Here is a 22557-nt window from a genome sequence, read left to right as displayed (position 1 = left end):
ATTATACTGTCCCGGTTATCTTAGAAAAAAATAGTGCCCCGGATCAAAATCTTTATTTTATCAGCCAATTACAAATTGTCAGGGGCACCTTTTTAGACCAATTACTTCAGTTTGGGCCAGGGAATAACTACCAGATCTCCGCCGCTTACCTCATCAGCTGTCATACCCGAGGCTGCCAGAATGGTCTCTGCGGAAATCCCGCTTCTGTCGGCCAGTTCTCCCAGCGTCTCATTATCTCCCAGCCGGTAAACCATCTCACCCGGCAGGGTAACGGTGTAAAGCAGATCGCCGCGCTGGCTTTCACGGGTATACTCCAGATCGCTTTCCATTCCGAACATTTCCTGCAGATCATTCTGTCTTATAAATTCATCAGAGAGGAAGGTATACTCCACCTCTTCAGGCCAGTCCGTCCTTCGATTTAAACGGGAACGGAAAATTATTTTCTGCAGTCTTTCCCTGGTAATATCATCTTCTTTTAATTCTTTTCTGTCGCGATCTTCATCCATCAGATTTTCTGTTATAATTTCCATCTCTTCCTCATCAAGGTCCATTTCTTCTTCAGTTTTGGCATCCATAATTTCATCTACAATCTCATCCTGATCTTCTTTTTCTTCATCTTTCATGTCAGCTTCATCATCTTCATCCGGAGTACGATATTTTTCGAGCTGTTCTTCCAGTACCCGATCTATTCTTTCACTCAAGGGCTTTCTTTTCTCATCCCGTTCGGCTTTAGGTTCTTCTTTTATTTCCTCATCAGCTTTAATTTCCTCGGCGGGTATAATTTCTTCTAGAGCTTCCTCCGACTTTCTTTCTTCAATCTCCTCTCGAAACATACTGTCCTCTTCTATTCTATAGCCTCTTTCATCATAATCCCTCAACTTCGGTGCTCCCAATTCACTCAAATGATCGGGTAGACCTTCATCCAGATCGATAATTCTGGGTGTTATGAATATTATGATCTCTGTTTTGACGTCTCTTTCCCGTTCATAGGAAAAGATTGTGCCCAGCACCGGCAGATCTCCCAGCACAGGAAACTTCCTGCTCAATTCCTGTATTTCCTCGTGGATCAAACCTCCCACAGCAAAGGTCTGGCCATCTCTGAGGTTTACTATATTGTGAAACTCCCGGGATCTAACCTGAGGTGGGGTCAGCTCAGGACCTTCCTGTATAAGGGTGCTGACTTCCGGCCTGATATCCAGGGTAATCGTGTCATCACGGGTTATGGTGGGTACAAATTCCATGGTGATACCTACTTCTTTTTCTTCAAAATCGATGCTGCTTATTTCTCTATCTCCATCGTATTCTATCACTTCATAGGGGATTAAATCCGCTATGACCAGGCTGGCCTCTTCACCGTCAAGCGTCATCAAGCGGGGATGGGCCAGAGTTTGCGAGGAATCTGTTTCATCCAGAAGCTTATAAAAATCGGCCGGTATTTCCATATCGAATCTTCGCGGCAGATAATCATCGTCGTAATCGACGCCGAATGTTGTAAAATTGCCGACTTCATCTGGATCTATGCCTCTTTCTTTGAGCAGGGTGTGAGATACCTCTTCGATGCGCACCTCAAGCATTACCTGCCTGCGGGGTACATCCAGAGAATTAATCAGCTCCTCTGCCAGCTGTACCGAATTTTCTTCACCTCTCAATACAATCCTGCGTCCGCCCTGGCTGCTGGATACTCTGAGATCGGGATCGAGCTCTGCGAAAATTTCCACCAGATCTTCTACATCGATATAATCGGCCTGAAAGGCCAGGCTGCTCTCGATAAATTCTGCCTCGTCCAGTTTTTCCAGCATCTCCAGCGCACCATTTACGACAGCGGGGCTGCCGTGTAAAAAGATTACATTTTCACGCATATTTATTTCCAGTGCTTCTTCGGGATAGAGACCGGTTATATGGCTGTAAAGCTGATCGGCTTTGACTCTTTTTGGACGGTAAATTTCTTCGATATCCCTATCGGGAACATCCAAAAACTCGACCAGATTAACTGCCTGAAGGACTGTATCGGGCCGGCCGTGGATAATTACATCCCCGGTTCCCGGTCTGGGACGGACGGTTAAGCCGGGAAAAAGCTCGCGCAGTTCTTCGGCAACATTTTCCGGGCTCTGACGATGAACCTCTACAACTTCCTGTTCGCGCTCTTCGGGCTGATCGATATCAGCCAGCAAATCAGCAGTTTCCTTCATCTGATGGGCAAAACCTCTCAGGATCAGCCGATTCTGTCCGGTCAAAACCTGAACATCTATCCCCGGCTGGAGCTCTCTAATTATTTCTGCTGCTTTATCAGCTCCCAGATAATCCAGAGACACCAGACCTCTTTCCAGTTCGCGATAAAGTTCATCTATTCGTTCGCTGGTTGCGACTATCAAAACGTCATCTTCTCTGTGTTTTTCCAGGTTTTTAATTCTCAATAGATGATCCAACGCTCTTTCAAATGTCATCCCTGTCAGCTGAACGGTGACCTCTCCCTGAACTGAATCGTCAACAACGATATTTTCGCCCGCTACAAAGGCCAGCGATCTGATCACATCCTGAATTTCAGTGCTGCGATATTCTAAATCTATATTGCCGGGTGAAGCAGCTGCCGGCATCACTGTTGTCAGGATGAAAGCGGCGATCAAAAGACCGGTTAAAATTTTATTCAGCCTGCTTTCTCTGATAAAATGTCTCATGGTGTCAGCCCCCCCTTTTCTATAATAAGCATATTAATTCCTCCTATTCTGGTTTATCTTTATTGCGGCGACAGATTAAAACGCTGACCCTGTTTTTCAAAAATAGCTTCCCTGTCCTGCCAGCCGACCAGTCTATAGCCGTCTATCGCCTCCCCCGATCTGATCATTTCCACTGACGATCCTTTTCTTACCAGAGCCACCATCATTCCCTCACGCTGCAATACTCCGGTGATGGTAAATGAAGGCTTTGAGACAGCTGCGGCCGGCTGAAAAACTTCGGCCTCCTCCTCTTCTTCTTCAATTATATCCTCTGCCTCTATTCTGCCATAATAGGCGAAAGGATCACGCAAAAGCTCCAATTCTCCATTCAATTCGAACTCTTCTCCATCAAATTCTTCTTCAGCCTCCGCCTCTTTAAGCGTTTCTTCTATAATAACTTCATACTCCTCATTTTCATACGAAGAAGCAGATACTGCCAGCTGGAAAGCAAAGATTAAAATTAATATCAGCAAAATTGAAGTAAATCCCGTTATTCTCATCTTCCTCCCTCCTCCCTCTGGTCTATCAAAATTAATCCAGATACTTTCTAATATCTTCATGCTGATGAAAGAAAAAATCGAAGTCGGCCAGCAATTCTCCGTTCTCGCCCTCTGCAGTCAGGGTGAAATCTTCCATCTCAAGCCGATAATCCCAGTCATCTATCAACCAAATAAATTTCAGTACAGGAATATAATTTCCTCTTCCGCTCAAATTAAAGGGATAACCATCACTGGCACTGCCCAGCTGATAACCGTCAAGTGTCATCTCTGACTGACTCGAAAAAGAATTCAATCGGGCCAAAACCTCTTCGGAATCGCGATAACCCATCTCCAGGACAGTTTCTCTTTCCCGGTGCAGATCTGCCAGTTTTTCCTCCAGCTCGGGTATTTGTACTATTCTATCCAGAGAACTGGCAATACTGCTGTTGAGTATGGTAATTTCCTGAGCCAGCATCTCTTTTTCTTCTTCCATCGGCTGATAGACAAGATAGTAATAACCGGCTGTCACCGCCAGAAAAACAATAACTATTAATAAAATTTTCTCTCTTCTATTTAAGTTCCTCATCGGGAAAGCTCCTCTCTGGTATCAAAATGGAGAGCCATTGTAAATTCAACGTAATCCCCTCTGCGAAAATGACTCAGCGATTCCAGTCCCAGAATTTCAGATTTGTGAATATTTTCGGCCAGTTCTAAAATCATCTCTATCTCGCTGGCAAATCCTTCCAGCATCATGTCCCCATCGCTGTAATCCATGCGGGTAAGTGTCAGCTCTTCGGGCATTATTTCGCCGAATTCCTGCATGGGACCGCGCAGCCTGTACCGGGAAATGATTATTTCTTCAGGCATTTCAAATTCACTTATTTCTTCGCGAAGCTCAAAATAGGTTTCCTCTTCTACCCGCAGTGTATCGAGCTGAACTGCCAGGCTCTGACTTCTATTTCTAAGACTTGCAAGCTCCTGATGATTGGAATAAAAATGCGCTGCGGGTGTGATTACAAATGCTATAACCAGCACCGCGGTTAAGATCCTGGACCATCTAATTTTGCGCCGGACCTTCTTTTCATCGAATAGATTAACCCTCATTATGCATCACCTCACTAACCAAAAGTCCTGCTGCTGCTGCCATGCTGCTGCCCGAGCCAGCTTCAGAGGGCGGATTACCTTTAAACCTGGCAAAGGATGGCAGAGCCTGAACAGGTGGTTTTACATTATCGTTCAGATAATCGCCCAGGCCTTTGAGAGCAAAACCGCCGCCGGTATAAAATATTTTTTCCAGCGATTCACCCGCATGTCGGCTGCTGTAAAAATCGAGCGATCTGCTCACTTCCGCCACCAGCTCGTCAGCCAGCGGGATCAACTCTCTGCCTTTGTCATCCACTTCTGTAAAGCTAAGATCTATATCAATTTCCTCGGGCTCTACTTCGTCCACATTCATAATAAGCTCTCTGGTTCTTTTTTCCCGTTCAGCCTCTTCGCCGCTCAGCCCGGTTTTTTTCAGTACTTCGGTAAAATCCTGGCCGCCCAGCTCCACTGTCCTGCTCAAAAAGAAATTGTCACTGCGGGCAATTACTATTCTTGTTTTCTGCGAACCCATATTCAATATCATGAAGTCATTTTCACATTCTCCCTGATAGGCCACCAGAGAAGCCAGGGCCAGATCCTGAATATTGGCAGTCTGAGGAGGATAGGAAATTTTCTGGAAAACCTGCTCGTATTTTTTCAGCTCACTGCGATCGAGTACAACCAGCAGCAGTACCTGTCCGCTGCCATTTTTGCTCAATTTTATATAGTCATAGGCGGTGGTCTCGGGGGGTTGATCCAGATATTTCTCTATCTCCCAGCCGACTGCATCCTTCAGCTCATCTTCCGGCATATCCGGCAGATCAATCCGGCGGATATATTCTCTGCCGCAGACCGGAGAGAATATTATTTTGCCCGGCGAGGAAGGAAGCTCCCGGAAGAGCTCCTCAAGAGTTTCGGCCACCTGAGATACATCTTCAATCCTGCCCTGATTTATAGCAGCCTCCGGCAGCCTTTTTTCCACTCCGCCCAGTATTTTAACCTCACCTCCGCGGCTTCGTCCCTGGACAGATTTGATGCTGTGATGGCCGAAATCGATGGCGGTAAGTTTTTCACCTCTTATTTTTTTAAACGGATTTAATCCCATTATTACCAGCTCCCGGCTGCCGCTTTATGAACTTGCGGCCAATTTATTTTAGGTCAGATTTATTTTTTTATTTTTCAAAAATATTTTATCTTCTGTCTTTTTAAAACTGAGTGTAAATATCGAAGAGGGGCAGAATGATCGAAGCCACAATGCCGCCAACTACAATTCCCATCATCACTATTATGATCGGTTCTATCAGAGAAATACCACCTTCGATCGCTTTTTCCACTTCCAGTTCGTAGTATTCAGCCAGTCTATCCAGCATCTCCTCCATGCTTCCGGTCTGTTCTCCTACCTGCAGCATCTGGATTACAATCGGTGGAAATTCACCGCTTTTTTTCAGAGGACGGGAAAGGTCAGATCCCTCTCTGACCCGCGAACGGGCCTCTTCCAGTACATCTTTGAGAACCTGATTTTCTATGACGTTTTCCATGGCCGGCAGAGCATTGAGCAAATTAACTCCGCTGGAAAGCATCAGCGATAAAGTGCTGGCAAAACGGGAAATTTGAACTTTTCTGATCAAACTTCCGGCCACCGGCAGTTTTAACAAAACTTTATCGCGCCTTAACCTGCCCGAAACGGTATTAAAATAATACCTGGAGATCAAAAACAAAGCCGCCAGTCCTCCCAGGATAAGCCACCAGAATGAGCTCAAAAAACTGCTGGTACCTATCATTATGCGGGTGGTAATGGGCAGATCTCCACCCAGACTCACCAGCATATCTGTTATGGTGGGGACTACAAAGGTCAGCATGATAACTACAACAGCTGTGGCTACCAGCAGTATCGAAGCCGGATAATAAAGAGCTCCTCTTACCTCTTTGGCTATAACATCCCGGCGCTGATAATAGGCTGAAAGTTCTTTTAAAACTTCATCTAAAACTCCGCCGGTTTCTCCCACCCGCACCAGCTGGACGAAAAGGTTGGGGAAATAATTCGGATGTTCGGCCAGTGCCTCGGAGAAGGAAGTACCTGCTTCCACCGACTGGCGCACCTCGGTGAGCAATTCTCTGACATTTTCCTTTTCGGTCTGCTGACGCATAATTTCCAGCGATTGAACCAGAGGTATTCCGGCCGCCACCAGCACAGAAAACTGCCGGGAAAAATGAGCCAGGTCAGATGTTTTAAAACCTTTGCCGAAGGGGGATATGCTGCTTAGATCCATATTGAGGCTGAATCCGCCTTCTTTAGTATCCTGTTTTTGATCGAGAGAGGTTATAAATAGTTCCTGTTCGTGCAAAATATGAGCTGCTTCTTTTTGACTGTCCGCATTTACGACTCCGTCTACAATATCACCGCTGCTGCTTCTAGCTCTGTAGGTGTATTCAGGGGACATATGATTCCACCTCCTACTTTTTCAGCCTGTAAGTTTTTAATATAATCCGGATGGGGCTGCAATCTCCCATTTTATTTTCCAGCCCCCTCCGTTTTATATTAATCACCGGTCTCAGTGAGGGAAAAAACAAAGCCAGCTCCAGCAGCTTCTCAAAATCTTTTCGAAACTGCTGGCTCCAGCCAGACCAGAGGTCTGAATAAGATCTGCCTTTACAACAGCGCTGCTCTGCAGCTTTTATGCCTTAACTGCCGGCATATTTATGGGTTTAATAACTATGCTGGATCCTCATCAAAAATTCCATCCTCTGTCAGCCAAATGGAGTCTTCTGTTTCAGTACCATATTGCAATCTAAAAGTAAATTCACCATCATCAAGTTCACTCCAATCAGCAAAGAACTCTTCATATCCTTTATCTCCTATGGTATCAAATGCATCTACTTCTTCATTTTCTTCTACTGCACTCCAGCTTCCCAGTTCAGCTCGCAAAGCATATATTTCAGCCCGCAGGGCATTCATATCTGCCCGGGCAGCGCTTTCATCAGCTCGTGCAAAAAGATCACCGAAGTTGGGAAGAATAATCGCTACCAGAATTCCAATTATGCCTATAACTATCAATAGTTCAATCAGTGTAAAACCGCCCTGGTTTCTAAATACTTTTGTAAGTCTATTCATTTTTCATCCTCCTCAAATATTTTTGATTTACGCTTCTCTTTACTCGCCTGCTCACTTTTCTGGTCTTGCTCTCCCCTCCTTTTTTGGGATATTTTTAAACTTAAATCGATTTTTGACCTGCCCCTGCCTGTCCTCACCAATCATCTTTCGGATTCATAGTTTAAAAAATAATGCGCTTGAGCTCGTCTACATCGGTCAGTCCCTCCCTGAGTTTACCAACCCCATCCTCTTTAAGCGTTGTCATCCCCTGAGAAAGAGCCTTTCTCTTCAGCTTCTCCTCATCAGCCTGGCCGGAAATTAATTCCTTGATCTCTGAGTCCATTATCAGTATCTCCTGCAGAGCCAGTCTGCCGCTGTAACCGGTATCGCCGCACTTTTTACAGCCATCTGAGGTGAAAGCCTGTTCAACCGTTTCTGGAGCCAGAAAAGCCTTATCTTCGCCGGTAAGTTCAGCTTCGCGCCGGCAGTCAGGACACAATCTTCTCACCAGCCGCTGGGCCACCACCCCGATCACCGAGGAAGAAACTAAATATGAGGGTAGACCCATATCGACCAATCTAGTCACCGAACTTATCGCGTCATTGGTGTGAAGTGTGCTGAATACCAGGTGCCCGGTTAACGCAGCTCTCACCGCTATCTCCGCCGTCTCCGAATCTCTCATCTCTCCTATCATTATAATGTCCGGATCCTGTCTTAGAATTGATCTCAGGGTGCGGGCGAAGGTAAGTCCTGCTTTAGGCCGGGCCTGGACCTGATAGACACCTTCCAGCTGATATTCCACCGGATCCTCGATGGTTACTACGTTCAGCGAGTCCTCATTGATCTCGTTAATCGAGGCAAAAAGTGTGGTACTTTTACCGCTGCCGGTGGGTCCGGTCAACAGTAGAATTCCATGGGGTTTTTTTATCAGCTTTTTTAATACCTCCAGATTATCTTTGGAAAACCCCAGATTTTCCAGGTCCAAAAGCTCGGAATCCCTGGTCAAAATCCTAATCACCACCTTTTCTCCGTGAACAGTGGGCAGAGTCGAAACCCTCATATCGATCTTATAGCCCTTGACAGACATTTGAATCTTGCCATCCTGGGGGACCCGGTGTTCGGTGATGTCCAGATCGGCTATTATTTTAAAGCGGGAAACCAATGCCCGCTGGGATGATTTGGGAGCTTTCATCTCCTCCCGCAGTACACCGTCGATACGATAACGAATCCTTATATACTCCTCTTCCGGCTCGACATGGATATCGCTGGCTCCCCGCTGATAGGCTCTGCTGATGATGGTGTTGGCCAGCCTTACGATGGGAGCCTCTTCGACCATCTCTCTCAGTTCATCCTCGGCGTAATCCTCTTCTTCCTGCTGTTCAAAATCCTCCAGAAATTTACCTATATCGATGCTGTCCTCGGTGTATATCCAGTCCAGCGCCCTGCGCAGCTCGCCCGGTGAGCTGATATGCGGTTTGACATTAAGACCTGAGACCCGCTCTATATCGTCTATGGCGATTAGATCGGTCGGATCGCTCATGGCCACCAGCAAAAGCTCACCATCCCTCTGCAGGGGTACGGCCAGATGACGCCGGGCAATATTTTCGGGTAAATAATCTGCCAGCCCCGGATCGAGATAGTAATCGCTCAGCTCGGCGATGGGAATTCCCATCTGCATTTCCAGCACCTGGAGAAGTTCTTTTTCCGAAATATATCCCAGATCAACCATGACCTCACCTATTTTTTTATCTTCCGATGAATTATTTTTTAACCTGACCGCTTCTTTTAACTCTTCTTTGGAAATATAATCAAAATCTATCAACATCTCTCCTATTTTTTTGATACTCCGCGGTGCCAAGTCATCACCCCTATTCAGAGTAAATTTCATAATATTATTAATAATAATTTAAAAAAATAAAAAGATCGAGTAAAGCATCTTCATACTAAATTAATTATACCATTGAATAAAGAAAAATAAAAGAAATATAATAAATTTTTTACTGTATAAATATATATTCACTGTTTTATATATTTAACCATCATAGTTCAATACTATCACATTTATACTGTAATTGCAGTCACATCTGACTTTGATTTGGGTCACATCCGGGTCACATAAAAAATTCCTGGACGAAAAATTATATTTTTTTCATAAGGAAGACAAAAGGAGGGGGTCGGTAGGTTGAACTTTCAACCTACCGACCCCCTCCTATTATCCTCCCATAGTCTGAATGCAATTTAAATTATTTATTCGACCAGATGGCCAGGTTTATCTCAAATTCTCCCATATCGGTCTTGAGCGGGATCACCAGCACACTGTCGGTGGCCATCGACAGCGATTGATTTTCCCCTATTATGACCCGGGGCGGTACTATATCACAGTCATAATCCTGCTGGTTTAAAAAAGTGGCGGCATTGCCGCTGATAATATTGGCCACCTCTCCCAGGGCCGAGGTGACAAACTTATCGAGTTCATTTACCTCCATGCCGGCCATCGATTCGACCATGGAAAGAGCCATATCCCGGCTGAAACTGAAAAGTATCGAGCCGGAAAGATCACCGGTGACACCGATAGCAACATTGGCTTCATTGCCCGATATCAATTCCTCGCTGGTTTTCAGCTCTCCCCGCTTTACATCCAGCTCGAGCATGCTCTGCAGCACATCCGTGGTAGCTTCGTATATTGGGTTGACAAAATCAGCTTTCATCGGACTCATCCTTCCCTCTTTGATCGAGATAATCACTTATCTTCTGATCGTCGCCGGTGACATGGTTTATCAGCCAGGCCATTAACTTGCCGCTGAACTCCTGAGCCAGCTCTTCTTCAAACCCTTCTTCCTCAAATTGTTCGGCAAAGTCAGCTACTTCCTGTTTAAATCTTTCATGGATCTTTTTGTGCTCTTCAAAACCCGGGTAATCAATCTCCTGCTGAAATTCCTCCTCGGAATCAAAATGGACAACAACATATTCCTTCATAAACTCCAGCGTTTCCTTCACTTCCGGGATTTTTTCTTCCCACTCCATATCGTCATCTCTGACAGTTTGAATAAAGGAGGAAAGCCTGTCGAAAAGCTCGCGGTGCTGCTGGTCTACCTTCTCCATCCCCAGCCGGTACTGCTCTTTCCACATCATAATACGATATTCTCCTTTCAGATTTCGTATTTAATACCGATGATATTAACTGAAATGAGTTACTCCTGAATTTCCGGACGATGCAATAAAACTTCATCAACCAGCTTTTCCAGTTCCTGGACCAGTTCTTCAGCTTCCTCGCGGTTTTGACCGCCCTTTACCTGTACGGTGTAGGGCTCACTGCTATATAAAAATGCCGAATATCCCCTCTTTAAAAGATTACCGGCCTGGATCTCTGCTCCCCGTTTTTCGCTGAAGGCTCCTGTCTGAATCAGGTATCTGGATTCCAGCTCATCAGCCTGTAAATGCTCGGGCTCCGGCATTTCTTCAGTAGTTTTAAAATCAACTTCCCCGTCCATACTTTGGTTCTCATCTTTGCCGTTATCTACATCATTATCATAATTATTTTCATCATTTTCATATCGAGACATAAAATCATCTATGACTTCATCCATCCTATCTGTCAGCGATTCATCTTTATCTTCTTCCGGCAAAATTTCGCCGGTTTCAGGATCATCGAGCTCTGCTTCAGGTTCGATAAGATCCTCCTGGGTTTGCTCATCTTTCATCCCTCCATAGGGATCAGAATGAACTTCAAAATCTTCCCCTCTGTCCTCAAAGACTTCATGATCGATCTCCTCCATATCCAGATCGTCCTCCATAATGTCAACAATATGAGCTTCTATGAAGATAAAAATCTCTGTCTGATCTTCCTGCAGCTCTTCGTAGCTGAATAATCTGCCCAGCAGGGGAAGATCTCCCAGATAGGGTATCTGCCGCATGTCATGTCTTTCTTCTTCCTGAATCAAGCCTCCCACGGCAAAAGTCTGGCCGTCATGAAGTTTGACCGTGTTTTCAAATCTTCTGGCTCTGGTTTCAGGAGGCGCCCCCTCAAATTCTCTATCTACGATTGTGCTGACTTCGGGTTCCATATGCAGATTGATGGTATCTTCCTCGGTCACCGAAGGATTGAAATTCAAAGTTACACCCACTTCTTCGTATTCCCAGCTGACATCAGTTCCATTGTCCACGTCGGTTTCTTCTCTGTAAGGGACTTCTTCAACAATTTCCAGCTCCGCCTCTTCCCCATCCAGCGTCAGCAGACTGGGAGTGGCCAGTGTTTCGGTTGCATCTTCCTTTTCAAATAAATCATAAACTTCGGGCATATCGACATCGAATCCGGAGATCAGATAATCGTCATCATAATCGAGTCCTATAGCTGAAACGTCCTCCCTCAGTTCGTCCACATTAATGCCTTTTTCCTCCAGAACATCAAGGGAAATTTCTTCTACATTCACTTCAAGCAGCACCTGCCGACGGGGATGATCAAGCTCTCTGACTGCATCTTCAGCCCGACGGACCCTGCTTTCCCCTCCCTGCAAAAAAAGTGTGTCGCGCTCGGTGCTGGCCTGCAGGCTGATACCTTCCTCCATGCCGGTGATTATTTCCTGCATTTCTTCGACATCTATGTAGTTGAGCCTCACTGAAGTCTCCACCAGCTCTTCTTCCACTTCTTCCAGTTCAGACATGACACCTATCGCCTCTTCCACTGCTGCAGGACGCCCTTCGAGTGTTATAATGCCCTCGCTGATCTGCACATTTAGTTCCTCTTCGCTATAAATTTCCATCAATCGCCTCTGTAAATCTTCGGGATCGAGATCTGCAGGTAAATATGTTTCTCTGATTTTATCGCGAGGGATATCGATATCCTCGATTAATTTTGCGGCTTCATTCAGCTCATCTGTATGACCCCGGACAATGATATCACCGTAAGCCTGGCGGGCACTGACAAAAATATCGGGAAAAAGGCTTTCGATCTCAGCAGCTGCTTCTTCCGGGGAGATATTTTCCAGAGAAAAAACCTGCGATTCATGAGGTATGGGCTGGTCTATCTCCTGCAATAATTCTTCAGCTTCCTGCAAATTTTCAGGAAGACCGCTTAAAATGAGTCTCTTTTGATCCGGCAGCATATCGACATCGACCTGAGGCAGCATTTCACCTATCAGCTCGGAGGCTTCCTGAGTTCCTGTATGCTCGAGAGTATATAATCTGCGCTCTATCTCGCGGTAAAGTTCGTCGATCCTTTCCGGACTGGCCACCACCATGATCTCGTCCTCTATGTAATAATCAAGATCTTTTACCGAGAGAATTTTATCCATCGCCGTGCGCAGATCCACGCCTTCAAGCTCGAGCGTGATCTCGCCTTCAACAGTTTCATCAAAAACGATATTCTCGCCGCTCAGCCTGGCCAGCGAACGTAAAACCTCCCGCACCGGCGTATCCACGTACTCCATATCTATTTTTTGGTCATCAAGCTCGACCGCCTGGAGGCTCTCAAGCCCCCCGCCAATCGAAAACATCAACAGCAAAATCATCATTAGGAATGATAACACCAACGATTTTAAAATCTTGCTGGTATGATTTGAGTTTCTTTCCATAGATTCTCACTCCCCGGTGCTGAGATAAAATGTTTCTCCCTCTTTTTCAAAAACTGCTCTGTCATCCCGCCACTCCCGAAAAGCAAAGCCTGCCAGCGAATCGCCGGAAGCCAGGAGTTCTGCCTCGCCCTGATGCCAGACGGCAAGCAAATATCTGCCGGCAAGATGAGTATAGCCCAGCAGGGTAAATTCCGGCGGAACTATCTCGTCTTCCTCTATCTGCGGTTCTTCCGGCGGCTCCTCCTCTATCTCCTCCTCAGAGGCGTCAGGATCAGAAAAAGGATCTCTAATCTGCATAAGTTCTTCAGGAGAGATCGATCCATTTTCCAGCGAGTCCAGATCCAGCTCTTCCGAATCGAGATCTTCCAGCTCTTCTAAATTCTCGGGATCGATCTGCATCTGTTCGATCATTTCCTCTATTTCCTCGGTCTGTGAATCCGCTTCTTCGTTCTCTGCCTGCAGCTGATAGCCAGAAAACAGGATAATTATTAAAATTACAACCATCGCCAGAAGAACAGCCGGCAGCGTAGATATATATTTTTTGCCAGAACAGCTGAAAATTTTTCTCATTTTGAACTTACACTCCTCAGATTTTACTGCCTGAAGATAATTAATATCCTGTTGCTCTAATCCTCCAGAAATAATAATATTTCGATCTCGAGAACATTTTCCTCCATATTTATATACATCTCTTCAGCTTTAAGCCGGGGATAATGTTCATAGCTGCGACCGATGAAATCCAGCAGCCCGTGGTAGCTGCCGGCTAACTGGAGATGAACAAAGTCCCCATCTTCAGCGGATTCAGGGCTGTAGCTGCGGAGGTTTAGATCATGACGGGCCAGGCCTTCATCCAAAAAATCCAGCACATTTTCCTTTCGATCAGGACCTTCTGCTTCATCTGCGATTCCCACCTCTTCTTCCAGCTCCTCCAGTTCTTCTTCCAGGCGGGGTATATCTTCGATCTGGCTCAGATAATCTTCATACTCCCGCTCCAGATTTTCCAGCTGCTGGCGGGAATTTGCTGTCTCTTCACGCAGGGGAGAAAAAAGAAGTAAATAATAAAGGGTCAGCCCGACTATCAGAAATCCTGCCAGCAGGAAAAGCTTTTCCCGCTTTGAAAATCTATCCAGCAATTTTCACTCCCCCTCCCGCTTTACTTCCAGATGCATATCAAAATCGACGGTATCGTTGCTGTCCAAATTTTCCACTTCAGCCGAGCTGAAAGGTGCAGCCCTTTCTAAGCTTGAGGCATAACCCAGCACTTCCCCCGTCGAACTGCCGACTCCTCCGATAAAAATTTCCCCTTCATAAAATTCCAGATATTCCAGATGAATGTCTGCCGAAATCTCTTCACCCAGGCTGCGCAGGGCTTCGGGCAGCAGATGTCGCATCTGGCGATCCTCGATAATCTCCTGATATTCCTCAACCTGCTCCTCCAGTCTTTGGTGCTCTTCCACATCGGCCTGGATTAGACCTATCTGGCGGTTGACCCTGTCGATCTCATTTTCTATCTGACGGGCACCATAAAGATGGTAGGAAAAATGCAGGGCCGGCGCGGCCAGCAGCAAAATGATCGCCAGCACTATAAATATCTGGTCCCACCTTATCTCCCGGGAAATCTTTTCTTCGTCGAGAAAATTAACCCTCACCTTCGATCACCTCGCTGGCCATCAGGCCGACACTCACACCGTGGAAATCATCAGCATCGGAGTTTTCCGGGGAAAATCCCAGTTTTTCGGTGAAATCAAGCCCGGTCATCTCGATATTGAGCTGCTCCTCGATTCTCTCCACCAGGCCCGCAAGCTTAAAACCTCCGCCTGTAAAATAAATATTTTCGACGGTCTCTCCCCTATTTTGACTGCTGTAATAGTTGAGCGAGCGCTCGATTTCCCTGATTAAATTATCGATTTGAATGGAAGGACTGCTCTCAAGCTCCAGAAAATCCTTGCTTTCAGCCGGAATTCCCCGCTCGCGTTTAAGGTCCTCAGCTTCCTGCCAGCTCTCCGCTTCGGCCTGATAAAACTCGGTGAAATCCGAACCACCCACATCAGAACCGCGGCATAAAAATATATTGTGATCTGCCCCGATGACCACCTGGGTTCTCCGGCCGCCCATATCTATAATGGCGCTCGGTTCGGAGAATTCATCCAGATATAGAAGCAGTGATACTAAGGCCAGTTCCTGCAAATTGGCCACTTTCGGCTTCAGATTTAGCTGGCTGAAAACCTCCTGATAGTCAACCAGCACCTCGCCGGGAATAACCGAGATCAGAACCCGATACTCTTCTTCCAGCTCCTCCAGAATTATATATTCCAGCTCAGCCCGATCGATAGGTATCGGCAGATAGTCATCAGCTTCCCAGCGGATAGCTTCTTCCAGCTCATCTTCCGGCATCTGCGGAAGTTCTATTATCCTGACAACAATCTGTCCGGAGGCGGGAGCATAAAGAATTTCGCCTTTTCTGCGCAGCCCCCGCTGTAAAAGCTTTTCCATCGATTCTACCACCAGAGAAATATCATCTATCTCTCCCTCTTTTACAGCGCCCGGTTCCAGATCTTCCCGGTCGAGCCCGGTCAACTCAAAAGAATTATTTCTGGCCTTTCCCTGAGCCAGCTTGATGCTGCTGTGGCCAAAATCAACCGCAGTAAATCGGGTTCCGGACAGGATCTTTTTTATTCTATTAAACATTATTAACTCCCCATTCATTGGCGACCAATTGCGAATATAGACTGTCAAATGTAGACTGTATCATAATTATAACATTATTATAGCGACTGTAAAAAGCCCGGTAAAAAGTTTTTAAAAAAGCTGCAGATAAAACGAAAGAAGTTCAGCGCCGAAATACCATAAAATTAGAGCTGAGAGCGCCAGAAAAGGGCCGAAGGGCAGTTTGCTTTTAAGTCCCATCTGTCCGCGAAATAACGAGGGCAGCGAGGCTATAAGCCCCAGAATTGCGGCCAGAAATATGCTGATCAGCACCAGCGGAGCTCCCAAAAAAGAACCTGTAAAAAGCATAAGCTTTATATCTCCGCCCCCTATACCTCCGCGGGAAATGATCGCCAGGGCAAAAAGGAAACCTCCGCCGGCCAGAATGCCGGAAATCGAGGTCAGAGGAGTGAAATCGACCCGAAAAAAACTTAAAGTCAGGCCGGCCGCCATGCCGGCCAGGTTCAATTTATCGGGAAGTATCTGCTCGCGCAGATCGATCACGCTCAAAGGCAGCAGCAGGGTTATGAATACCATCCCCGAAATTAGTTCCACCGGTTCAGCCGCCAAATAAAAGTTGGCCAAAAACAAAAATCCTGTCATGAGTTCTACCAGCGGATATCGCAGCGGTATAGTAACCCCGCACTCGCGGCATTTTCCCCGCAGCAGGATAAAACTCAAGACCGGTATCAGCTCAAAAGCTTTCAGCTCATGGCCGCAATCGGGACAATGGGAGCGGGGATTGATTATAGATTGGCCCCGGGGAACTCTTACTATCAGGACGTTTATAAAGCTGCCGACGATAAGACCCAGCAGCAGAAAGATAAATGACTGCATGGCAATACCTCATTTTTTGATCCAGATTATTTTCCGGCAGAGCCAGCGCAAATTGAAGACAGTTTTAGATCGGAAATTATAATGCTGCATAGAGATCGAATAGAGGCAGAACGACGGATAGAGCTATAAAACCTACTACAACAGCCAGAAAAACTATTAAAGCCGGTTCTATCAGCGAGATCGATCCCTGGATGGTTTTCTGCACCTCCATCTCATAATAGCCGGAAACTTTGTTGAGCATATCGGCCAGGCTGCCTGTTTCTTCCCCCACCTCGATCATCTGCACCACCATAGGCGGGAAAAGCCCGCTTTCCCTCATGGGCTGAGAGATATTAACTCCCCCTCTGAGACGTCCCCGGGCCTCAATCAGAGATTTTTCTATTACTCGGTTGGCAACTATCTCCTCTACCACCGGCAGGGCTGAGAGGAGGTTGACTCCGCTGTCCAGCAAAAGGGCCAGCGTGCGGGAAAAGCGAGCTATCGATATTTTCAAAACCAGCGATCCCACCAGAGGAATTTTCAAAATTATGGTATCAAAGATTAATTTGCCCCGCCTGGTTCTATAAAAAGATAAACCGGCCATAAATAAGATTACAATCGCCAGCAGCAGAAGCCACCAGAATGCCTGCATGAAATTGCTCATACCTATGAGGATTAAAGTCGGAAGCGGCAGGACAACATCCAGCGCATCAAAAATTTCCATGATTTCAGGCACCACAAAAGTCAGTAGAAATATAATGGCGGCAACAGCTATCGCAATAATAGCCACGGGATAATACAGGGCCGATTTTATATCCTCTTTTATCTCATGCTGGCGGCGGTAATGTTGAGCCAGTTCCACCAGCACCTCATCCAGAATACCGCCGGTCTCACCTGCTCTGATTAGCTGACAGAAAAAAGAGGGAAAATAGTCCGGATGCTGCTGCAGGGCGCTGGAAAAACCCTCGCCTCCTTCGATATCGCTTATAATCTCTTCCAGTACCTGCTCAAAATGGTCGGCTTCCGTCTGTTCTCTCACGATATCAAGAGCATCGACGATGGGTATACCGGCCGAAATCAAAACAGAAAACTGCTCGGAAAACTTGGCCAGACCCTCGGTATCGAGCCCTCCCCGCCAAAAGGCCAGAAATGAGAGATCTATCTCCCGGTCCAGAAATCCTCCTCCTTCTCCTTCATCTTCCTGTTCCATCTCTTCCAGGGAGGCGACAAAATAACCATCTTCCCGCAGGGTTCTGGCTGCTTCACTGCGGCTGGAAGCTCTGACGGTACCCTCTTCGGTATTACCACTTCGATCGCGAACCCTGTAATTAAACTCCGGTGACATAACTATTCCTCCGTTGGCTTCTCACTGGCTCGATTGTTTTTTTTTAACCGGTTTTTATCTGTTGATCCGCTTGCGCAGATAATCGGTGTTGCGGGCCCGATCGACGGCCGTCTCCCGGGAAATTTTACCCTGATTATAAAGATCGAGCAGATAATTTTCCATCATGATCATTCCGTGTTTGCCGCCGGTCTGTATGGCCGATTCCAGCTGGCTTGATTTGCCCTCGCGGATGATATTTTTGACAGCCGAGGTACCGACCATTATCTCAAAAGCAGCTATCCTTCCATCATCATCTTTTTTCGGCAGAAGCTGCTGGGCTATTACACCTTTTATTATCGAAGCCAGCTGGGTCCTGACCTGCTCCTGCTGGCCGGAGGGAAATGCATCGATTATACGGTCAACCGTCTGAGCGGCGCTGTTGGTGTGAAGTGTCGACATCACAACATGGCCGGTCTCGGCCGCCTCCAAAGCTATCGATATAGTATCCAGATCGCGCATCTCACCGACCAGAATGACATCCGGATCCTGACGCAGGGCGGCCCGCAGTGCCTTGGAGAAGCTGGTGGTATCGCTGCCGACCTCGCGCTGATGAACAATGCTCTGGCGGTGATTATGAAGATATTCGATCGGATCCTCCAGAGTTATGATATGGGCTTTTCTGTTTTTGTTAATCTCCTGAATCATAGCCGCCAGACTTGTAGATTTACCGCTGCCGGTGGGACCGGTGCAGAGAATCAGCCCCCGCCGCTGGCGGGCCAGCTTTTTGAGCACCTGGGGCAGTCCCAGTTCATCTATGCTGGGCACACCCTGAGGAATTATCCTCAGGGCCAGCGATACAGATCCCCGCTGCTGGTAAACGTTGATACGAAAGCGGGAAACTCCGGGCAGGCTGTAGGAAAAATCCAGCTCTCCCTCCTCCTGAAATCTTGACCATTGATCTTCATCCATTATGCTGCGGGCAATCTTTCTCAGTTCATCGCCTCCCAGCTTACCCACATCGCCGGAATAGTATTCCAGCCGGCCGGTCTCGCGCACTATTGGCCGGGAATTAACCGTCAGATGAAGATCGGAGATGTTGTCATTCTCGACTATTTCTTCCAGAACTTTTTTTAGATTCATCTATTGCTGATCACCTCAAATCTAAAACCCGCTCTAATTTTAGAACTCTAATTTCAGAACATCATCCTCTTCAGTTCTTCGACATCGGTAAGCCCCTGTTCAAGCTTGTAAAGCCCATCTTCTTTGAGCGTCATCATACCTTCTTCCCGGGCTTTATCCTTTATCTCGTCCTGATTAGCCCCCGAAGCTATAAGACGAGATATATCTTCCGATACCGGCATCACCTCCTGAATAGCTATTCTGTCATGATAACCGGTGCCGTCACATTCAGAACAGCCCCGGGAGCTGTAAATTTCGTCAACATCAGCTTCACCTATAAAGTTCCTGTCAACCTCATCAATCTCCTTCTTTTTACTGCGACAGTTAGGACAGAGCCTGCGAACTAGTCTTTGAGCCACAACCCCAATGACCGAAGCTCCCACCAGATAAGAGGCCAGACCCATGTCGACCAGCCGGGTCACAGTGCTGGCAGCATCGTTGGTGTGCAGAGTGCTCAATACCAGATGACCGGTCAGGGCAGCCCTGACGGCTATCTCGGCGGTATCCTCGTCTCTAATCTCTCCCACCATGATTATATCGGGGTCCTGGCGGAGAACCGAACGCAGTGAGGTGGCAAAATCCCTGCCTATATCTTCATTGGCCTGGACCTGATTGATGCCCGAAAGCTGATACTCAACCGGATCCTCGATGGTGACTATATTGCGGTCAGGCCGATTCATCTCGTTGATAGCGGCAAATAGCGTGGTCGATTTACCGCTGCCGGTGGGTCCGGTAGCCAGCAAAATTCCGTGAGGTTTTTTAATCAGCCTCCTGAACTTATCCAGATTGGATTCCTTAAAACCGAGATTATCCAGATGCAGCAGAGAAGAATCGCGCGAAAGAAGACGAATTACCACCTTTTCGCCGTTGATGAGCGGCAGGGTGGAAACTCTCATATCGAGCTCTTCGCCTTTAACTCCCATCTTGACCTTGCCGTCCTGAGGCAGTCGGTGTTCGGTAATATCGAGATCAGCCATTATCTTAAAACGGGAGATGAGAGCAGCCTGCATCGATTTAGGCACGGTAAATTGACTGTGCAAAACCCCATCTATCCTGTTTCTGACATTAACCTTATCCTCGCCCGGCTCTATATGGATATCGCTGGCTCCCTGTTCATAGGCTTCGGATATAATTTTATTGGCCAGACGGATAACAGGAGCTTCCTCGACCATCTCCTGCAGTTCATCCTCTTCGAGCTCTTCATCGTCTGCTTGCTGTATCTCCTGAAAATCGGTTATTTCTTCCAGTTCGACAGCTTCCCCGCGGTAAATTTTATCCTGAGCTGCTTCTATTTCCTCATGCGTTCCGATCATTGGCTGAATTTCCAGCCCGGATGACATCTCAGCATCATCGATGGCAACAACATCATTGGGATCCGTCATGGCCACCATGAGCGTGTCATCATTCTTTTTTAGAGGAACCATGTTATGGCGTCGGGCAATATTTTCCGGCAGATATTCAGCCAGACTGGAATCAAAATAATACTTTTCTGGATCAGCATAAGGGACCTGCAGTTGAAATTCGAGCACCTGAATCAAATCTTTTTCGGAGATATAACCCAGATCGACGAGCATTTGCCCCAGTCTTTTATCCGATTCCTGCTGGCGGGCTAAAGCCTCCTCGAACTCTTCCTCATCGATATAATCATATTCCAGCAGCAGATCTCCCAGACGCTTTTTTTCTTCCGACACTATTTAACCCCCCGTTTTATCTTCGCGCAGCCGCTATAACCTCGGGCGGATCCGAAGGTTGATTTATAAAATGGTAATGCAGCACATTAAAATCTTCGCTTTCCAGTTTCTCAGCCCAGTTCAATACCTCCTGCAGCTCCTCATCCCCACCCTCATGACCCGGATAGGCGACCACCACTAAAACTCCGCCGCAGATAATTCTGGCAGACACTTTTTTAAGGGCAGCCAGGGTAGTTTTGGGCCTGGTAATTATCGATTTATCACCGCCGGGCAGATAACCCAGATTGAAGACGGCAGCTTTATAATCGCTTTCGGAAAAATGCTCCTCCAGCCGGGAGTGATCACCGCAGACCAGCTCAGTTCTGGAAAGCATTTCATTATCTTTTAACCTTTCTTCAGTATTCTCCACAGCTTCCTGCTGAATGTCGATCGCATTAACCTTTCCTTCCCGACCGACCAGATCGGCCAAAAAAACCGTATCGTGACCATTGCCGCAGGTGGCATCGAGCACTACATCTCTTTTTTCGACAAAACGTTCCAGCAAATAATGGCTGAATTTAACTGCCTGGGGTAGTTTCACGGTTTTAGCCTCCACTTAATTTGAATCTACATGTAAAATTTAATCGAATTTATTATGAAAATCATCTTCATCATAACAATTTTTCTTTTCATCCTCATGGCCACCAAAATCTTCTGTTTCGCCCTCATATTCCACTGTGGTTTTCTGCTCAAAGCATAATTCACCTTTAATATCAACTTCATCTTCAAAAATAACATCTCCACCTGCATTTATATCTAGTTCACCTTTAATATCAACTTCATCTTCAAAAATTATATCTTTATCAGAAGTAAGCGTTAGCTCTCCATCGTTTCTAACTTCAAGTTTTACTTCAAAAATGAATCCTTTTACTGCTTCCAAACTAGTTTTTTCCTTTGCAGCAACCCAATGATGCAAATTTTCTTCAGAAAATATAACTATTCCTGAATGATAATTTGGGTCTTCTTCTTGGGGCGCATCTTTAAATTCTTCAATCCATCTGGGGTCCGCCTGCCCTTCCCCTGGGGGATTTACCCATCCCAATTCATCCGCTGGTAATTCACCGACAGGAATTTCAAAATATAGCTTATCATCTTCACTAACTAAGTTTATGTCCTCGTCAATATAATTTTCATAAACAGATATTTTATATTCCCTTTCATTGTTATCACTATTATTACTTTCATTGCTATCCTCATACATGTTGTATTTCACTGTTATATTAAGCATACTGTTGTCCTTTTTCATTTCTATTTCTTCTATTCGATCTTCTTGAAATCTCAAACTAAAATCATTATTGCTGTTGTTTAAATCTTTTCTCACCAATTCGTCTTCGGCATTATTCCATTCAAAAGAATAATCTCCACTATCAGTATTTACCTCCATCCCTACTAACTCATCTCTAAAAAGCTGATGCATTGTTTGCAGATTTATATGAAAAGACGTGTTATCTGCCTCTGTATAAAAAATTTCATAAATATCTGTCTGAATACCAGCTGCCATTAATCCAATTATACCGACTAAAGAAAGGGCCAAAATTACTTCAACTAATGTTATACCCTTGTTATTCAGCATAATATCACTTCCTAAAATAATCTTGCCCATCTTCATCAATTTCAATCCTACTCAATTTCAATATCCCCTTCAATATCCCCATCAATATTTTCAAACGTCCAATCATCGGCAAAATTAGCTTCTGCTCCCTCTGCTTCAATATCAATAATATCTCCATAAATATCTTTAAACGTCCAATCATCGGTAAATTCAACATCGCCTTCAATCTCAATATCAATATCTCCATAAATATCTTCAAATGTCCAATCATCAGTAAATTCAACTTCATTGCTTTCAATCTCAATATCAATAT

The 22557-nt window shown here is 46.0% G+C and carries 23 protein-coding genes; all 23 read right to left on the bottom strand.

From position 1 onward, the window contains the following. Nucleotides 1–101: 101 nt before the first annotated feature. Nucleotides 102–2675, bottom strand: coding sequence for a secretin N-terminal domain-containing protein (locus BLT15_RS04400; RefSeq protein ID WP_089759066.1), 2574 nt, complete (start codon nt 2673–2675; stop codon nt 102–104). Nucleotides 2676–2734: 59 nt separating this feature from the next. Then, complete coding sequence (locus BLT15_RS04395; RefSeq protein WP_089759065.1) at nt 2735–3214, bottom strand: hypothetical protein; 480 nt, start codon at nt 3212–3214, stop codon at nt 2735–2737. A gap of 31 nt (nt 3215–3245) precedes the next feature. Beyond that, complete coding sequence (locus BLT15_RS04390; RefSeq protein ID WP_089759064.1) at nt 3246–3779, bottom strand: hypothetical protein; 534 nt, start codon at nt 3777–3779, stop codon at nt 3246–3248. Beyond that, nucleotides 3776–4297 (bottom strand): PilN domain-containing protein, encoded by a 522-nt coding sequence (locus BLT15_RS04385; RefSeq protein WP_089759062.1) that lies wholly within the window; start codon nt 4295–4297, stop codon nt 3776–3778. The genes BLT15_RS04390 and BLT15_RS04385 overlap by 4 nt, the downstream gene beginning before the upstream one ends. Continuing rightward, nucleotides 4287–5381, bottom strand: coding sequence for a pilus assembly protein PilM (gene pilM, locus BLT15_RS04380; protein ID WP_089759060.1), 1095 nt, complete (start codon nt 5379–5381; stop codon nt 4287–4289). The genes BLT15_RS04385 and pilM (BLT15_RS04380) overlap by 11 nt, the downstream gene beginning before the upstream one ends. 100 nt (nt 5382–5481) lie before the next feature. Next, nucleotides 5482–6717, bottom strand: a complete 1236-nt coding sequence (locus tag BLT15_RS04375) for a type II secretion system F family protein (protein ID WP_089759058.1) — start codon at nt 6715–6717, stop codon at nt 5482–5484. Nucleotides 6718–6989: 272 nt separating this feature from the next. Then, a complete protein-coding gene (locus tag BLT15_RS13720; protein ID WP_089759056.1) occupies nt 6990–7388 on the bottom strand; it encodes a prepilin-type N-terminal cleavage/methylation domain-containing protein in 399 nt (132 codons plus the stop codon). Then, on the bottom strand, nt 7385–7528 hold the full coding sequence (locus BLT15_RS13530) for a hypothetical protein (protein ID WP_234985505.1): 144 nt from the start codon (nt 7526–7528) through the stop codon (nt 7385–7387). The genes BLT15_RS13720 and BLT15_RS13530 overlap by 4 nt, the downstream gene beginning before the upstream one ends. Nucleotides 7529–7548: 20 nt before the next feature. Next, nucleotides 7549–9225: a GspE/PulE family protein gene (locus BLT15_RS04365; RefSeq protein ID WP_089759054.1), complete on the bottom strand. Its 1677-nt coding sequence runs from the start codon at nt 9223–9225 to the stop codon at nt 7549–7551. A 385-nt stretch (nt 9226–9610) separates the two neighbouring features. Continuing rightward, nucleotides 9611–10075: a chemotaxis protein CheX gene (locus BLT15_RS04360; protein WP_089759053.1), complete on the bottom strand. Its 465-nt coding sequence runs from the start codon at nt 10073–10075 to the stop codon at nt 9611–9613. After that, complete coding sequence (locus BLT15_RS04355) at nt 10065–10499, bottom strand: bacteriohemerythrin (protein WP_089759051.1); 435 nt, start codon at nt 10497–10499, stop codon at nt 10065–10067. The genes BLT15_RS04360 and BLT15_RS04355 overlap by 11 nt, the downstream gene beginning before the upstream one ends. Nucleotides 10500–10558: 59 nt before the next feature. Beyond that, nucleotides 10559–12877 carry a secretin N-terminal domain-containing protein gene (locus BLT15_RS04350; protein WP_159429815.1) on the bottom strand — a complete coding sequence of 773 codons (2319 nt, stop codon included), beginning with the start codon at nt 12875–12877 and terminating at the stop codon, nt 10559–10561. Between the two features lie 66 nt (nt 12878–12943). Continuing rightward, nucleotides 12944–13507 carry a hypothetical protein gene (locus BLT15_RS04345; protein ID WP_089759046.1) on the bottom strand — a complete coding sequence of 188 codons (564 nt, stop codon included), beginning with the start codon at nt 13505–13507 and terminating at the stop codon, nt 12944–12946. A 56-nt stretch (nt 13508–13563) separates the two neighbouring features. Then, the gene (gene gspM / locus BLT15_RS04340; protein WP_089759043.1) at nt 13564–14070 is read right to left on the bottom strand and encodes a type II secretion system protein GspM; all 507 of its coding nucleotides are present in this window, start codon (nt 14068–14070) and stop codon (nt 13564–13566) included. Nucleotides 14071–14073: 3 nt separating this feature from the next. Beyond that, nucleotides 14074–14586: a PilN domain-containing protein gene (locus tag BLT15_RS04335; RefSeq protein WP_089759040.1), complete on the bottom strand. Its 513-nt coding sequence runs from the start codon at nt 14584–14586 to the stop codon at nt 14074–14076. Next, the gene (gene pilM / locus BLT15_RS04330; protein ID WP_159429814.1) at nt 14576–15625 is read right to left on the bottom strand and encodes a pilus assembly protein PilM; all 1050 of its coding nucleotides are present in this window, start codon (nt 15623–15625) and stop codon (nt 14576–14578) included. Before pilM (BLT15_RS04330) ends, BLT15_RS04335 begins: the two co-directional genes overlap by 11 nt. Before the next feature lie 111 nt (nt 15626–15736). After that, the gene (locus BLT15_RS04325) at nt 15737–16480 is read right to left on the bottom strand and encodes a prepilin peptidase (protein ID WP_089759036.1); all 744 of its coding nucleotides are present in this window, start codon (nt 16478–16480) and stop codon (nt 15737–15739) included. A 76-nt stretch (nt 16481–16556) separates the two neighbouring features. After that, nucleotides 16557–17804 (bottom strand): type II secretion system F family protein, encoded by a 1248-nt coding sequence (locus BLT15_RS04320; protein ID WP_089759034.1) that lies wholly within the window; start codon nt 17802–17804, stop codon nt 16557–16559. 54 nt (nt 17805–17858) lie between these two features. Further along, nucleotides 17859–18923, bottom strand: a complete 1065-nt coding sequence (locus BLT15_RS04315; RefSeq protein ID WP_089759032.1) for a type IV pilus twitching motility protein PilT — start codon at nt 18921–18923, stop codon at nt 17859–17861. Nucleotides 18924–18976: 53 nt separating this feature from the next. Then, nucleotides 18977–20653, bottom strand: a complete 1677-nt coding sequence (locus BLT15_RS04310) for a GspE/PulE family protein (RefSeq protein ID WP_234985504.1) — start codon at nt 20651–20653, stop codon at nt 18977–18979. 16 nt (nt 20654–20669) lie between these two features. Next, nucleotides 20670–21233, bottom strand: coding sequence for a tRNA 5-(aminomethyl)-2-thiouridylate-methyltransferase MnmM (gene mnmM, locus BLT15_RS04305; protein ID WP_159429813.1), 564 nt, complete (start codon nt 21231–21233; stop codon nt 20670–20672). A gap of 39 nt (nt 21234–21272) precedes the next feature. Continuing rightward, the gene (locus BLT15_RS04300) at nt 21273–22301 is read right to left on the bottom strand and encodes a prepilin-type N-terminal cleavage/methylation domain-containing protein (RefSeq protein WP_143423012.1); all 1029 of its coding nucleotides are present in this window, start codon (nt 22299–22301) and stop codon (nt 21273–21275) included. 11 nt (nt 22302–22312) lie between these two features. Continuing rightward, nucleotides 22313–22557: hypothetical protein (locus tag BLT15_RS13200; protein WP_159429812.1), on the bottom strand; the 245-nt coding region annotated here is incomplete at its 5' end.

The organism is Halarsenatibacter silvermanii, from assembly GCF_900103135.1.
Lineage (GTDB): Bacteria > Bacillota > Halanaerobiia > Halanaerobiales > Halarsenatibacteraceae > Halarsenatibacter > Halarsenatibacter silvermanii.
Note: the sequence above shows the minus strand (reverse complement) of the source record. Positions and strands in the feature narration are given on the sequence as shown.